The following is a 16263-nucleotide window of genomic DNA, read 5'->3' as shown; positions in this document are numbered from 1 at the left end:
CTCCGGACTTCGGCGAAAACTGCCGATGGTGTGTATTTGGGTCTCTGAACGTGGCGATTCAAGGGCACCAACGTTACACTTTTGTAACGTGCCCGTGATCAGGCCCGCATACCCCGATCTGTCAGGGTGTTGACGGAACCGACACCTGGCGATGTCTTTGGCATGGACCAAGCCACCGCGCCGCGCTATCCCTGCCGGCATGAAAAAAGGCGATCATCTTTTCCTCATCGACGGCTCCGGCTACATCTTCCGGGCCTATCACGCGCTGCCGCCGCTGACGCGCAAGTCCGACGGCCTGCCGGTCGGTGCCGTTTCCGGTTTCTGCAACATGCTGTGGAAGCTGATGCAGGATGCCCGCAACACCGATGTAGGCATCGTGCCGACGCATTTCGCGGTTATCTTCGATTATTCCTCGAAAACCTTCCGCAACGACCTCTACCCCGAATACAAGGCCAACCGTTCGGCGCCGCCTGAAGACCTCATCCCGCAATTCGGCCTGATCCGCCAGGCGACCAAGGCCTTCAACCTGCCTTGCATCGAGATGGAGGGTTTCGAGGCCGACGATCTCATCGCCACCTATTGCCGGCTGGCCTGCGAAGCCGGCGGCGACACCACCATCATCTCCTCCGACAAGGATCTGATGCAGCTGGTCGGCGATACGGTCGGCATGTACGACCCGATGAAGGACCGCCACATCGGCATTCCCGAAGTCATCGAGAAATGGGGCGTGCCGCCGGAGAAGATGGTCGACCTGCAGGCGCTGACCGGCGACTCGGTCGACAATGTGCCCGGCGTGCCCGGCATCGGGCCTAAGACGGCGGCGCAACTGCTGGAGCAGTTCGGCGACCTCGACGGACTGCTCGCCCGCGCCGGCGAGATCAAGCAGGACAAGAGGCGCGAATCGATCATTGCCAACACCGACAAGGCGCTGATTTCGCGCCAGTTGGTAACGCTGAAGAACGACGTGCCGGTGGCCGAGGGGCTGGACGACTTCGTCCTGCATGCCCCGGACGGTCCGAAGCTGATCGGTTTCCTCAAGACCATGGAATTCACCTCGCTGACCCGCCGCGTGGCGGAAGCGACCAGCACCGAGGCCGGCGACGTCCAGGCCGTCGCGGTGACCGTCGAGCGCGCCGACAACGCGCACGGCCCCGATGTCGGCGCCGGAGCGCCGGTTTTGGCCCGTAGCGGTGCCGAGACGGGCCAGGCCAATGGCGAGGCAACCGCCACGCCGACAGCGGACACCGCCAGGCAAGGCGATACCCCTTCCCTGCTGTCGGCCTTGCGGCTGGAGCGCGCGGCGACCGGCAAGATCGATACGGCGGCCTATCCCTGCATTCGCGATATCGCGACCCTGAAAGCTTGGGTCGCCGAGGCGCGGGAGGCTGGCGTTGCCGCCTTCGACGTCAGGGCGACATCAGCCGATCCGATGCAGGCCGAACTGATCGGCATGGCCATAGCCACGGCGCCCGGCCGCGCCGGCTACATTCCCTTCGCCCACAAGAGCGGCAATGGCGACCTGCTCGGCGGCGGCGCGCTCGAAAACCAGATACCTCTGCGCGAGGCGCTGGCGGTGTTGAAACCGCTGCTCGAGGACAGATCGGTCCTCAAGATCGCGCAGAACCTGAAATATGATCTCGTCATCATGAGCCGCTATGGCATCGATGTCGCGCCGTTCGACGACACGATGCTGATCTCCTACGTGCTCGATGCCGGCACGCCGCATGGCCACGGCATGGACCAGCTTGCCGAGAAATGGCTTGGCCACACCCCGCTCCAGCTCAAGGATGTCACCGGCTCCGGCAAGAGTTCCGTCGGTTTCGACCAGGTCGATATCGACAAGGCGACGGCGCACGCCGCCGAGGACGCCGATGTCACGTTGCGGCTCTGGCTGGTGCTGAAGCCCAGGCTTGCCGCCAAGGGCCTGGTCTCGGTCTACGAGCGGCTGGAACGGCCGCTGGTGCCGGTGCTGGCGCGCATGGAGCAGCGCGGCATTTCGGTCGACCGGCAGATCCTGTCCAGGCTGTCAGGCGAACTGGCGCAGGGTGCCGCCCGGCTTGAAGAGGAAATCTACCAGCTCATCGGCGAACGCATCAACATCGGCTCGCCCAAGCAGCTGGGCGACATCCTCTTCGGCCGCATGGGCCTGCCCGGCGGTTCGAAAACCAAGACCGGGCAATGGTCGACCTCGGCGCAGCTTCTGGAAGACCTCGCCGCCGAAGGCCACGAATTGCCGCGCAAGATCGTCGACTGGCGCCAGCTGACCAAGTTGAAGTCGACCTATACCGATGCGCTGCCCGGCTTCATCCACCCGGACACCAGGCGCGTCCACACCTCCTATGCACTCGCCGCGACGACGACGGGCCGGCTGTCGTCCTCCGACCCGAACCTGCAGAACATTCCGGTGCGCACCGCCGAAGGCCGCAAGATCAGGACCGCTTTCATCGCCGACAAGGGCAACCGGCTGGTCTCGGCCGACTACAGCCAGATCGAACTGCGCGTGCTCGCCCATGTCGCCGAGATTCCGCAATTGCGGCAGGCTTTCGCCGACGGCGCCGACATCCATGCCATAACCGCGTCGGAAATGTTCAACGTTCCGGTCGAGGGCATGCCTTCCGAGATCCGCCGCCGCGCCAAGGCGATCAATTTCGGCATCATCTACGGCATTTCGGCCTTCGGCCTCGCCAACCAGCTGTCCATCCCGCGCGAGGAAGCCAGCAACTACATCAAGAAATATTTCGAGCGCTTCCCTGGCATCCGCGACTACATCGAGGAGACCAAGGCCTATGCCCGCGAGCATGGCTTTGTCGAAACCATCTTCGGCCGCCGCATCCACTACCCCGATATCCGCTCCTCGAACCCGTCGCTGCGCGCGTTCAACGAGCGCGCCTCGATCAACGCCCGCCTGCAAGGCACCGCCGCCGACATCATCCGCCGCGCCATGGTGCGCATGGAGGAAGCGCTGGACAAGGCGAAACTGTCGGCCCGCATGCTGCTGCAGGTGCACGACGAGCTGATCTTCGAGACGGTCGAGGCCGAAGTCGAAGCGACGATTCCCGTCGTGCGTCATGTCATGGAAAACGCGGCGATGCCGGCTGTATCGATGTCGGTGCCGCTGCACGTTGATGCCAGAGCGGCCAACAATTGGGACGAGGCGCATTGAAGTGAGCGACGTGCTGCCGTTTTCGACGGCCACATTCCTCTCATTCGCACTGGCATCCTTGCTGATCGAACTGACTCCGGGCCCCAACATGACCTACCTGGCGCTGGTTTCGGCCAGCCATGGTCGACGCGCCGGCTTTGCCACCGTGGCAGGCATTGCTTTGGGCCTCGCGGCCATCGGCGGCATCGCAGCGCTGGGCGTCGCCGAGCTCATCCAGGAGTCGTCCTTCCTGTATGAGGGCCTCCGCTGGGCAGGCATATTGTTCCTGCTTTATCTCGCCTGGGAGGGCTGGAGCTCGGGGACCGATGTGGTTTCAGACAAGGGCGATCGGGGCGGATACTTTTTGCGCGGATTGGTCACCAATATCCTTAACCCGAAGGCGGCGATCTTCTACGTGGCCGTGCTGCCGACCTTCGTCGAGGCCTCACGACCAATACTTGCCCAGACTGTCCTGCTCACGGTGACATACGTAGCTGTCGCGACAGCCATACATGGAATGATCGTGGCATTGGCGGGAACCCTGCAGCCATTCCTCAACGATCCGCGACAGGAACGGGCGAGCCGACGGGTGCTTTCGGCCTTACTGGCGCTCGTCGCGCTCTGGTTCGCCTGGTCGACCGCGCGTTAAGCCGCTTCAGCCCTGCACTTCGCACACACACCGCGAAACTCGATCACCGCCTTCTTGGCGGCGAAGCCGGTCGAATGGACCCATTCGTTCAGCCGGTGGTCGACATCGTGGTCCGACATCTCGGTCACCTGCCCGCAGGTGTCGCAGATGGCGAAGGCGGTCATCGAATGGCTGTGATCATGCGGCTCGGCGCAAGCGACGAAGGAGTTGATGCTTTCCAGCCGGTGCACGAAGCCGGACTTCACCAGCGTGTCGAGCGCGCGATAGACCTGCAGAGGCGCGCGAAAGCCGCGCTCGCGCAGCTGGTCAAGCAAGGTGTAGGCGCTGAGCGGTCCGCTGGCGGTCTCGAGCTTCTCGAGCACGCACAACTGGTTTTTCGTCAGCACATCCCTTGCCGCCATGGTCCGGTTCCAACTTGTCCTGCGCCATCCCCAGCCTGTTTGCCTGTGCAAACCGCCTGATCCCATTCAGATAGCGACGAACCGTCGTCTTTGCTACTCCTCTGTTGTTGTCCCAGACCGATCGATGACGTGCCGGCGCATTTGATGACGACAGGCTTGATGGCGCAGCGACATTTCAAAATACTGACAAAATCCTCGACGAGGGTGGTTTCGCTTGGGAAATTCGATCGGGCTTGGGGAAGCAATATGATCAAATTGACACGCCGGACGCTGCTTGTCGGCACGTCCGCGCTGATGGCGGCCGGTACGCTATCGTTCCGGGCGCTGGCGGCATCGCGCACCTATCACGCGCTGTTGGTCGCCTGCACTGAATATCCTGCCCTGCCGCAAAGGAACTGGCTGATCGGGCCGAAGAACGATGCCGGCCTGGTGCACGAATATCTGCTGAAGAACGTACCCGACCCGGTGCGCTTCGCGCCCGAAAACGTCACGCTGCTCGCCAAGGACGTGCCCGGCGCCAAAGGCCTGCCGACCCATGCGGCGATCAAGGCGGCACTCGCCGACCTTGCCGCCAAGGTTCAGCGCGACGATTTCGTCTATCTGCATCTGTCCGGCCACGGCGCCCAGCAGCCCGAAAGGGTCAAGGGCGACGAGACCGACGGGCTCGACGAGATTTTCCTGCCCGTCGACATCGAGAAATGGATAAACCGCGATGCCGGCGTGCCGAATGCGCTGGTCGACAATGAGATCGGCGATGCGCTCGATGCCATCCGCAACAAAGGCGCCTTCGTCTGGGCTGTCTTCGACTGCTGCCACTCGGGCACCGCGACGCGCGCTGTCGAAGTCGATGACGAACTGGAGCGCAAGGTCGAATTCGCCGATCTGGTCGGCGGCGATGAGGCTGCAAGGGCGGCGGCCATCAAGACTTACGAGGACACTGTCGCAAGCGCCTCGCGCGGCCTGGACGAGAATGGCGCGCGAAAGCCCGCCTTCAACCTGGCGCCGACCGGCGGCGAAGCGATCATCAAGGGCAAGCTGGTCGCCTTCTATGCGGCCCAGACGGTGGAGACGACGCCGGAGATGCCGCTGCCCAAGGGTACGGCGGATGCGCCGCGCTTTGGCCTGTTCACCTTCACCATCCTGTCGAAGCTCGCCGAAAACCCCAACGTTACCTATCGCCAGCTTGGCCAGGCCGTGCTGCAGCAATATTCAGCCGACAGCCGCACCCGGCCGACGCCGCTGTTCGAGGGCGAGCTCGACGCGCGCGTCTTCGGGACCGACAAGACCGACGCCGTCATGCAGTGGCCCATTGTCGTCAAGGACGGCGAGGCGACGATCGGCGCCGGCCTGCTGCATCGCCTCACGCCCGGCAGCAAGCTCGCCATCGTGCCGTCGGCGCTGTCATCGCTGTCCGACGCGATTGGCTACCTCGAGGTGCAGTCGGCCAAGAACCTGGAAAGCCGCGTCGGGCCGGTCGAGTTCGAGAAGAAGCCGGCACTCAAACTGGCCGACATTCCTGCCAACGCCTACGCGCGGGTGGCTGAGATCGCCGTCGACTACAGACTCATGGTCGCTCGGCCGGCCGCGGCGAAGGGACTCGAGAAAGAAACCGAACTGGTCAATTCGGTTCTCGACGAACTGGCCACGGCCAAGGAAACCGGCTTCAACATCGAACTGGTCGACCCGGGCAAGAGCGCCGAGCTCCGCTTCGCGGTGATGCGTGAGAATGCCATTGCGGGCGCCGGCAAGGACGCCAGCGACAAGCCGGCACTGTGGTTCCTGCCGGCGTCGGGCGACGTGACGCTGAAGGACGGCAGCAAGCCGCCGCTGATCATCATCCACCCGGATGACCGCCAGAAGCTGGTCGACGCCACGACCAGGAATTTGCGCACCATCTTCCGCGCCACCGGGCTGTCGCGGCTGGCGGCGGCCTCCGACTACAAGCCCGAGGATGTCGAGGTCCAGTTCCAGGTCAAGCGCCGCGACAAGGATGGGCTCGAAGCGTTGCAAGCCTCGGCGGTGCCGCGAGTCTCGCCGGGCGACGAGGTGCATGTGCTGGCCAAGAACAGCTCGGACCAGCTGGTCGACATCAACGTGCTCTATGTCGGCAGCGACTATTCGATCACCCACATCGTTGCCGAACGCCTGGCACCGCAGGCCACGCTGGAGGAAGGGCTGCTCGCCTTCACCGACACCAGCTTCGGCATGGAACGGATGATCGCGGTGCTGACCGAGGCGCCGCCGGAAAGCGAGAAGGAAGATCTGAGCTTCCTGGCCCAGGACGGCGTCGCGTCGATGACGCGCGGCCTCGGCCCCGCCAGCTTCTCCGACATGCTCGCCGATATCGGCATGGCGCCGCCGACCCGCTCGGTGATGCGGCTTGCCGACAAGAGCGGTCCGAAGGGGGCGGTGATGATCTTCCCGATGGAGACGGTGCCGCGCGCCTGAGTTCCGGCCCTAGGGCCGCATGGCTTGGTATCGCCGGCTCTTGCGCGATCGGCGCGATATGAGAACATCCCGCCGCAGCCCAGGGGCTCAGCGGCTGACGAAGCAGATAGGATCGATTGTGAAGAAGTCTTTTCTCTTCTGGCGCGCAACGGTTGCCGGACTTGCCGGCGGCCTGTTGCTGATCGCCAATGCCTCGGCGCAGGACACATGCGGCCTTTGCGCCAAGCAGGTGGTCATCAATTCAGAACTGGCGACGTGCTTCCTCGATCAGTACGACCGGTTCGCCAAGACCAGCAGTGACGCGGTGGTGGTCGATCTCTCGAGCTGCGCCTCGCGCGGCGTGGTCGAAGCCTTACCGTCGCCGAACAAGGCCCCAGCGGAGCCGGACATGCAGTTCATTGTTTCGCGCCCGCAGCTGGCATGCCTGAAAAAACAGCTTGAAGCGCCGGGCGTAGTGCTCGATCCCTCCGCCACCATCGAACTGGACAGCTGCAAATGAAGAAGCCGGGGGGCACGACAAAGCAGACACCGGTGACCGCGCCCGCAAAGGCGCCGGCGGCGAAGGAGACGCTGCCGGAAACCACAGAAGGTTTTCCCTGGCCGAGCAGCCATGAGATCAAGAAGGAGAGCAATCCCTTCACCGATCGCGACTGGCGCATGCTGGTCTATGCCTGGTCGGGCTTGCTGGTGCGTTTCGCCATCATCTTCACCTTGGCATTCTCGGTCTACCAGTTCCTGGCCAACCAGGAGCAGAAGCGCGTCGAGCAGACCATGTCCCTGGTCGAGCTCTGGGAAACCAAGGACTACCAGCAGGCACAACGGGCGTTGAAGGATCGTCTTGCCGCCCTCAACGCCAAATACGACAAACTGCTCAGCGCCAACCCTTCGCCGACCGAGGAACAGGTGTTCCGGCAGCGCATCGGCATCGAGGCGATGAGCGCCTCCGGCGGCGACATGCCGCTCGCCGACTTCAGTGAGAATTTCGACCGCATCGTCTATTTCCTCAACCGGCTGTCCTTCTGCGTCGATGGCAAGCTGTGCTCGCGCAAGGTGACCGATGCCTATTTCCGCGACTACGCCGTCTCGTTCTGGAGTTATTTTGCCGGCTATGTCGACAAGCAGCGCAAGGCGGGTTCGCCGACTTTTGCCACGGCGATCGAGGCCTATGTTCGCAACGGGCAACCAGGCGGCGAAGCCAAATAGCGATGGGGAAACCCGGAACCACCTTCGGCCTCATGCGTGCCTGCCGCTGGCTGGCCGTCGCTGGAGCCTTGATCGCGGCCTCTGCCGCCCGCGCCGAGGACGCCCCGGATTTCCATCTCGACCTCGACACCGGAGGCCATACCGCACGGATTGCCGATCTTGCCTTCACCCCCGATGGCGAGGACGTTGTCTCGGCATCCGATGACAAGACCATCCGCATCTGGGACTGGCAGAGCGGCGTGACGCTGCGCACCATTCGCGGCTATCTCGGCAATGGCAGCGACGGCAAGATCTTCGCGGTCGCGGTCTCGCCGGATGGCAAGACGATCGCCGCCGGCGGTTATTTCGGCGCCGGCCTCGGCGACAAGCCGCCCTATGGCGACATCAGGCTGTTCGACTTCGCCACCGGCAAGATGAAGGCCGTGCTCAAGGCCGCCGACTACGCGACCTATGATCTGGCTTTCTCCCCCGATGGCAAGATGCTGGCTACCGGTGGTGGCGACGGCATGGTCTATCTCTGGCGGCTCGATGACAAATCGGCGACGGGCTGGACGCTGGACAAGAAGCTCGACGCCGATTCCTGGCACATCGACAAGCTGGCTTTCGTCGCCGCGGGAACCCGGCTGGCGGCGACCACCACCGACAACGGCATCCGGCTCTGGGATGTCGCCAAGGGCGAGGAGATCACCTTGCCGGCAGAGGCCGAGTCATTGCGGGACCTCAGCGTCCTAGCTCTGGCTGCCTCGCAGGACGGCAGCCTGTTCGCCACCGGCAGCAAGGACGGCCAGGTCCAGATCTGGCGCGCCGCCGACGGCACGCTGGCGCGCGCCATGCCGACGCAGGATTTTCTCATCGGCTCGCTGACCTTCGCCAAGGGATCGCGGCTGGTCGCTTCCTGCGGCTATCGCTGCGCCGACAAGCACCGCTCCGTCGTCTGGAACACAGACAGCGGCGAGAAGCTCCTCGACTACAGCGGCCATGATGGCACGGTCTATGCCAGCACCGCCAATGCCGACGGCTCGCTGGTGGCGACGGCCGGCGGCACCCGCAACGCCATCCAGGTCTGGGACCCGGCGACCGGCGAACACAAGGCCTTGCTCCAAGGCGTGGGCGAACCGGTGACCGCGATCGGCATCGATCCGGCAAACGGCGTCATCGCCTGGGGAAACGCCAATCCCTGCCCCGAGCGCGTGGCTTGCCCCGAACAGCTGGGCGCGCTGGACAAGAGGCTGGAACTGCCCACAACGGATCGGTTCTTCGATGACCCGGAGCCGCTGACGGAGCCGGGCTCGTTTGCCCGCGCCGCGCTGAGCGATGGCGAGTGGTCGCTGCACGCCACGGCGGGCGGCAAGGACGCGCTTGAAAACGCGGTGCTGGAGATCGCCAATGGCGGCAAGGTGGTGCGCTCGATCGAGAACGATGCCACCAACGGCTTTGTCCATTCGGCTTTCACGCTGATCGACAACGGGCTTGGCCTGATCACCGGCGGCAATGACGGCACGCTGCTGGAATACAAGGCCGCGACCGCCAGGGTCTCCGGCGAATTCACCGGCCATACCGGCGAAATCAACGCCATGGCCGCCTCGGAGAAAGCCGGCCTGCTGGTCACCGGTAGCGCCGACCAGACGGTGAGGTTGTGGAATCTGAAGACGCACGAGCTGATCGTGTCTATGTTCTTTGCCGGCCCGCAATGGATCGCCTGGATGCCGCAGGGCTACTATTATTCCTCCGATGAGGGCGACAAGCTGATCGGCTGGCACGTCAACCAGGGCCGCGACCATGAAGGCCGCTTCATTCGCGCCGGCCAGTTGAAGAAATACCTCTGGAGCCCGGAAATGGTGCGCCGCGCCATCATCCTGCGCAGCGCCAAACAGGCGGTCAAGGAGATGCGGCCGGGCGTCGACAACGAGTTGCAGAAGCTCCTGCAACGCAAGCCACCGGAATTCGGCATCCGCCTCGCCGATGACCAAAGCAAGGTCCGCGACGGATATGTCGCCGTCGAGATCACAGGCGCCAAGGAAGCCGGAGCCGATGTCGCCGGCTTCTCGATCCTGTCCAACAGCCGCAATGTCGGCGACATCGCGACGCGTTCGGCCGACGGCAACAAGACAACGGTCGAAGTGCCGGTCGAGGATGGTCAAAACACCATCCGCATCACCGGCACCAACGAATATGGCTATCTGACCGAACGCAGCGTGACGGCGCTGGCAAGGAAGACCGAAAAGGCCGAAGCCAAGGGCAAGCTCTATGTCGCGGTCATCGGCGTCGACAAATATCCGTTCCTGACCGACGCCTGTTCCGGCCACGCCTGCGATTTGCGCTACCCGGTCGACGACGCCACCGAATTCCTCGAGGTGGTTGCGCAGAAGTCGGCGCCTTTGTTCTCGTCGATGGAGACGCTGGTTCTGGTCAACCGCCAGGCGCTCGACGAGAGCCCCGACAAGGCCAAGCAGACCTACACCGTCGCCAGCGCCGACAACATCATGGAGCCGGACTCGCACACGATCGACGACCAGCTCGCCGATTTCCTCGACAGGCCTGGCGAACACGACACGACCATCGTCTTCGTCGCCGGCCATGGCATCAACATCGACGAGGATTACTATTTCATCCCGACCGATGGCCGCAAGCAGGATGCCGACCGCTGGAAGCGCTCCTCGCTTGTCGACTGGGGTGACATCCAGAAATCGGTCGAGCGGGCCAAGGGCATGCGCTTCATGCTGCTCGACACCTGCCATGCCGCCAACGCCTTCAATCCGCGCCTGGAAAAGGACGCGCAGGACGCGCGCATCGTCGTGTTTTCAGCGACCGCGGCCAACAACACCGCCGCCGAATTGCCGGAGCTCGGCCACGGGGTCTTCACCTATTCGATCCTCGAAGGCCTGCGCGGCAAGGCAAAGACCTCGGATGGCGGCGTCACGCTGTTCGGGCTCGCCGATTTCATTTCGCGCGAAGTGGTGCGGCTGACCGCGTCGAAGCAGAAGCCGTTCTACTATGTCGGCGGCGTGGAGAACATCGTGTTGGCCGAGCCGTGATGGGGCGAGGTCTGCGCCAAGGCACCCCCCTGTGTCCTGCCGGACATCTGTCCGGCAGGACAGAGGGGGGTCGTCGCGCGCGATCGTGGCCCATTATCGCAGCAGCATTGTTCTTCCTCTTTATCCTGCCCCTCCCCGCCTTCGCCGCCCCGGTCGTCTGTCCGCCCGGTACCGAAAACTTTCCGCCCTTCTACGACGACGCCACGCAGTTCAAGGACGCCATCGCCAGCGTCGCCACTGTCCAGCCATCCAGCCAGCGGCTTACCGGCATCACCGTGCCGCATCATCTCTTGGCTGCCGACCTCGTGGCGCTGGGTCTTCACGCCGCGTCCGGCTTCCGCTACAAGCGAATCGTCATCCTGTCGCCGGACCATTTCCACAAGACGCACGAGCTCTATGCCACCACGGCGCGCGGCTTCGACACCGTGCTTGGTCCGGTGGCCGCCGACCGCGATGCCGTGCGCCTTTTGGAGGCGCACAGGGACATGGTCGAGGAATCCTGCCTGTTCGATAAGGAACATGGCGTGCGCGCCATGCTGCCCTTCCTGCATCACTATTTCCCCGAGGCGAAGATCGTGCCGGTGGCGATGTCGGTGAAGGCGAAGCGCGGTGACTGGGACAGGCTGGCCGAGGCGCTGAAACCGATCGTCAATCAGGATACGCTGATCGTCGAATCCACCGACTTCTCGCACTATCTGCCGCAGCATGATTCCAGGCGTTTCGACCAGCAGACGCTGAACATGCTGGCCGCCGGATCGCTCGACGGCATCGCGGCGCTTCGCCAGCCCGATCATGCCGATTCCGTCGGCGCGCTCTACATCCAGACAAGGCTGCAGCGCGAATTGTTCGGCGCCCAGCCTCTGGTGGTCGCCAACGAAAACTCGCAGGAACACACGTCCGACTATGTCGAGCGCACCACCAGCTATGTCGTGGCGCTGTTCGGCGCCTTCGGTCCCGGCTTCAACAACCCGGCACGGCCAAAGGACAGGATCTATTATCTCGCCGGTGACGTGAATTTCGGCCGTGCCATGAAGAAGATCCTGGTCCGCGACGGCGTGGCCGACAAGATCGTCGACAGCATCCTTTCGCTGACCGGAGCGCGGCCGCTGATCGTCAATCTCGAAGGCGTCATCCTGCCCAACGTACCGGAAGCAATCGACGACATGACGCTGGCCATGCCCGAAGACCTCGCCGCCAGCATGCTGAAGCGACTGCACGTCGCCGGCGTCAGCCTCGCCAACAATCACGCCTATGATCTCGGCCCCTCCGGCTACACCGAGACGCTGCGCGCCCTGGACGTGGCCGGCATCCCGCATTTCGGCCAGGGCGAGACGCTGGCACTGGCCGACCTCGACCTTGTCGGCCTGACCGACATCGACACCAACGGTTCGAAGAACACCGACCTCTTGACCCCTCCCTTGCTCGACCGGCTGCTGCACGAGAATGCCGAGCGGCCGGTCGTCGCCTTCGTCCATTGGGGCCGCGAGTACAAGACCGAACCGTCGGCGCGCGAAGACATGCTTGCCGATGAGATGCGGCTGCGCGGCGCTTCGGCCATTGTCGGCGGCCATCCGCATGTCTCGAGCGAAGCGATCGTCCCGCTTGCCGGCGGCGATGTGGCGGAGGTCTATTCGCTCGGCAATTTCCTGTTCGACCAGAGTGCGCAACGCTCCTCGGGTTCGATGCTGGAACTGCGTGTCTTTGCCCAAGGCACGATCTTTGCCAGGCTCATCCCATTGCCCAACTATTTCGAGATGGGTCGGAAGTAGGCGACTGCCGTTTTCGATGTGAAGAACGTGAAGGTGTGTTGAGATTCAGGTCAGGCCGAGTCGAAAACGGCTGATACCGAGAACCGGAGCGGAGCGTACTTTTCGTACGTGAGCGCAGGTATCAGCCGTTTGCAGACCGGCCTCACCGGAATATCGACATACCTCAGCCGCAGCCGATCATCTGGCGCGGCAGATAGCACGCCGCCGGCTCGGTCTTGGTCTCGAACAGCGATTGCTTCGGCCGGAAATAGAAGAAGGTCACCGGCTTGCTCTCGCGCACGCTGCCGTCGGCAAAATGCGCGGCGATGCTGAAACTGTGGATCGACGACATTGCCGACCACATCTTCAGCCGTGCCGTATAGGTGCTGACAGTCTTGTTGCCGCGCACCGGCATGGCGATCGTGTAGTCGTGCTTGCCGATCGGGAATTCGATGTTCTGGTAGCGCATCGCTTCCGGGCTGCCGCCACCGCCATCGCCGCATTCGGCCATCGATTCGGGAGTCTCGAAGACCGCCATGGTTACCTGGGCGCGGAAGGGCTCGCTCTGCTGGTAGACGTTGCCCTGATCGTCCGCCCAGGAATAGTCCAACTTGCCGATCGCGTTCAGCATCATCGCCTGGTTCAAATTGGCGAGATAGTCGCCGAGCTCGCCGAACTTGATCTTGTTGGAGAACTGGCTGCGGCAGACATTGAGGCTGTCGACCGAGGGACAGGGGAAACGCCCCGTTTCCAGGCTCGCCGTATCGACGCCGGCCTCGTCCAGGACGCTCTTGATCGACACGTCGACGCCATCGCCGAAGCCGCCGATGTCCTTGGTGAACATGCGGCTTGGCTGGCCGGTCGGATTGCCCTCCTCGTCCAGCGTGGTGAACTGGATCGACATCTTCATGTCCTTGGCGTCGCCCCAGCCATTGTTGACGATGGAGAAATCGGGCCGGAAGCCGATGCAGCCGAAATGCTCCGAGATCGACAGCATGGGTTTGCGGTAGGCGTCGCTGGAAGCGACCTTCATTTCCAGGCTGTCGAGCTTGACCCGGGACTCGTCCGTCGTCTTCAGGTCGACCTCAGCAAAAGCCGGCGTGTTTTCCCAATCCGGACCGTCATAGACATTTGAGTTGTTGACCGTTCCGGTGCCGTTCCAGGCGTCGTTGTAGAGGGTGTCTTCGGGATAGATCGCGATGTCCTCGTCGCGCACCAGGTGCTGGTATTTCATGTCGGCCTGCTCGGTCATGCGCTGGTCGACGATGACGCCGATCTCGACCTTGTCGGCATCGCCGCCGCCAGCCTGAGCCTTGAGCAGGCCGCCGACCCTGGCATCGGCCAGAACGTCCGGACGCGAACCGCCGACCTCCTTGCCCATCACCCATTGCGATTCATAGACCGTGCCGCCGGCGAGCCGCGTGGTGCCCTTGCCGTTCTTCAATCCGCCGACAAAAGACCCAGCAAAGATCTCGCCTGTCTTCAAAAGCAACCGGCCCTCGCCATTCGGGACGCCGCCGACGAACTGCCCCTCATAGCGGTTGCCGTCGGCATCGACATGAATGCCTTTGCCGTTGAGTTCTCCGCCAAGCCAATGCCCGTCGAAAACCTCGCCCGAGCGCAGTTCGAGCCTGCCTTGCCCGTCGGGCCGGCCGTTCCTGACATCGCCGAAATAGCTGGAGTAGATGGTCTTCGGATCATAGCTCGCAGAGCCGCGCACCCGCCACACCAGCCTGCCCTTGCCGTTGATGGTGCCGTCCTCGGCGATCGTCCTGTCGGGCGACTGGCCCGCCGCCGGCTCCCAGACGAAGTCGAGGTTCCTCTCCGGATGGAAATCCCACACACGCACGGTCCTGCGCAGCACCGAGCGTGTGTCGGCCCGATAGAGGATCTGCACGCGCTCCGCCCAGGCGCCGCCGACAGGGGCGGGATCGGCAAAAGCCGGTGAAAGCATCATCGCGCCCAGCATCGCTGCGGCCGCAACCCCCAACATTGCCCTTGTCCGCCCCATCCCCTTGAGCCCCCTGGACGCCTCGCCCCTTGGCAAGCCAAGCGTAGTCGGGGCGCCGGCCTCGCGCAAGGGAAGCCATGGGGGAAGGATCGGCACGAAAAAGGCGGCAGGATCGACCCGCCGCCTTTGTCTGCACAGCGAACGCGCAGCGCCTATTTGTACAGGCTGTTGATCCACTGGACGTTGGCGGCGTTCAGGCGCACGGCGGTGTTCGCCTCTGGGCTTTCCGCCACGTTGACGCCGGTAATGATGCGCTGCTTGGACTTGGTGTCATAGGCATAGACCGAGCTGCCGCTCGACCCAGGGAACGTGTCGCAGTCATACTGGAAATATTCCGGGGCGATGTTCTCGGCATGCACTTCGCAGCTCGCCTTCCACATCGTGCCCATCGGCTTGTCGCCGGGATAGCCGACGAGGTTGGCGGTGAAGTCGCCGAGATCGTCATAATTGGCGTAGCCCAGCCAGCCGAGGTTGGTGCCGACATCCTGCTTCAGCGTGATGATGCCGAGATCCCACGGGATCACCGAGCCGTAATAGCCCTGGTAGTTGTCGATGAAGCCCTGCAGCACATAGGCGCTTTCATAGGTGAAGGCGCCGAACGGTGCGTCATCGGCGGTGCTGCCGTTGAGGCCTGGCACGAACAGATATTCCGAGAGCCAGTCCTTGTCCTCATGGCTGTAGAGGCAGTGCGCCGCGGTGAGCACCGTGCGCGGGCCGATCAGCGTTGCCGAGCAGCTGCCATAACTGCCGGTCTTCGTCGATTTGGCCTCCAGATAGCCGATGGCCGAGAACGGATAGGTCTTGGTGTTCTTGACCTGCTCGCGATCATCGGGGCCGAAAACCTGACGACCGGCTTCGCCCTCGCCGAGGCCAGGGTCCTCGGTCTTGCGCTCAGCCCCGTCCGCGCCATTGGCCGGCGCGTTCAGCTCCTTGATGATGAGCTCGCGCAGCGCTTCGCTTGGCTCGATCTTGATCTCCTTGCCATCGGCGGAACGCCCGACGATGCCATAGGATTTGACAGCCGCCTTCTCGTCGGTGAGCGGCGCGGCGCGGCTGTCTTCATCAGTAAGCTTTGGTGTCGTGATCGGCTTTGCCCGACCGGCCTTGAAGTCGCCTGAAGTAACGTCCCGCATGCTTTCGCCATTGCCGGCACTGGCGGAACCAGGGTCTGCGGCGAAAACCGGGACGGTCCACATTGCGCTGGAAAGCAATGCGGACGCAATGAGTGCGTTTGTCAGTTTTGTCATGGTGAGACTCTCCCAAAAGTCAGCAAGGACTGGATCAAAATACAGAAATATTGTCGAGATCGTGGTGACGCTGAAAAATGAGTCTGCTCGCCGGCATTCCCCGCGAGCGTTGTTCTAGGCTGTCATTTTCAAGGCCCCCGCCAAAAAAACTCTGCAACGGTATACTGCCTAAAATAATCCAAGATTGGCAATGATAAATCGCTTCCACCTAGCCCGTGGGGGGCTATAGGATTTTGTGCGGGTTTGCTCGCGGGCACGGTTAGCAAAAATGGGATTCGGTTTTGTGACCGATCGCGCGCCGTTTTCGATACGGCACGTGTGCGGATCGCTGAACCGGCGACATCTCCTTGCACAATGCCCGGCGTCGATCCGCGCGGGA

General features: G+C 63.3%; 10 protein-coding genes. 7 read left to right on the top strand and 3 right to left on the bottom strand.

The features are described from left to right. Positions 1 to 199: 199 nt before the first annotated feature. Positions 200 to 3163 carry a DNA polymerase I gene (polA, locus tag ACWGS8_RS03720; protein WP_454580113.1) on the top strand — a complete coding sequence of 988 codons (2964 nt, stop codon included), beginning with the start codon at positions 200 to 202 and terminating at the stop codon, positions 3161 to 3163. A gap of 1 nt (position 3164) precedes the next feature. Beyond that, a complete protein-coding gene (locus ACWGS8_RS03715; protein ID WP_454579651.1) occupies positions 3165 to 3791 on the top strand; it encodes a LysE family translocator in 627 nt (208 codons plus the stop codon). Here ACWGS8_RS03715 and ACWGS8_RS03710 read toward each other — a convergent pair. Further along, positions 3788 to 4192: a Fur family transcriptional regulator gene (locus ACWGS8_RS03710; protein WP_143977297.1), complete on the bottom strand. Its 405-nt coding sequence runs from the start codon at positions 4190 to 4192 to the stop codon at positions 3788 to 3790. The two genes, ACWGS8_RS03715 and ACWGS8_RS03710, sit on opposite strands and share 4 nt — an antisense overlap. A gap of 246 nt (positions 4193 to 4438) precedes the next feature. On the opposite strand from ACWGS8_RS03710, the gene ACWGS8_RS03705 reads away from it, so the two are divergent. The 5 genes from ACWGS8_RS03705 to amrB all read left to right on the top strand — a co-directional run bounded on the left by ACWGS8_RS03705 (position 4439) and on the right by amrB (position 12647). Beyond that, positions 4439 to 6640, top strand: coding sequence for a caspase family protein (locus ACWGS8_RS03705; RefSeq protein ID WP_454579650.1), 2202 nt, complete (start codon positions 4439 to 4441; stop codon positions 6638 to 6640). Positions 6641 to 6680: 40 nt separating this feature from the next. Then, entirely contained in the window at positions 6681 to 7139 is a 459-nt protein-coding gene (locus ACWGS8_RS03700) for a hypothetical protein (RefSeq protein WP_454579649.1), read from the top strand. After that, positions 7136 to 7843: a DUF4760 domain-containing protein gene (locus ACWGS8_RS03695; protein ID WP_454579648.1), complete on the top strand. Its 708-nt coding sequence runs from the start codon at positions 7136 to 7138 to the stop codon at positions 7841 to 7843. Before ACWGS8_RS03700 ends, ACWGS8_RS03695 begins: the two co-directional genes overlap by 4 nt. Positions 7844 to 7845: 2 nt before the next feature. After that, entirely contained in the window at positions 7846 to 10878 is a 3033-nt protein-coding gene (locus ACWGS8_RS03690) for a caspase family protein (RefSeq protein ID WP_454579647.1), read from the top strand. Between the two features lie 107 nt (positions 10879 to 10985). After that, positions 10986 to 12647 (top strand): AmmeMemoRadiSam system protein B, encoded by a 1662-nt coding sequence (amrB, locus tag ACWGS8_RS03685; protein ID WP_454579646.1) that lies wholly within the window; start codon positions 10986 to 10988, stop codon positions 12645 to 12647. Positions 12648 to 12810: 163 nt separating this feature from the next. Here the strand turns inward: amrB and ACWGS8_RS03680 are convergent, their stop codons facing one another. Further along, entirely contained in the window at positions 12811 to 14619 is a 1809-nt protein-coding gene (locus ACWGS8_RS03680) for an MORN repeat-containing protein (protein WP_454579645.1), read from the bottom strand. 170 nt (positions 14620 to 14789) lie between these two features. After that, positions 14790 to 15884 carry a trypsin-like serine peptidase gene (locus tag ACWGS8_RS03675; protein ID WP_454579644.1) on the bottom strand — a complete coding sequence of 365 codons (1095 nt, stop codon included), beginning with the start codon at positions 15882 to 15884 and terminating at the stop codon, positions 14790 to 14792. Positions 15885 to 16263 lie beyond the last annotated feature (379 nt).

It is taken from the genome of Mesorhizobium sp. 43Arga, from assembly GCF_053714255.1.
Note: the sequence above shows the minus strand (reverse complement) of the source record. Positions and strands in the feature narration are given on the sequence as shown.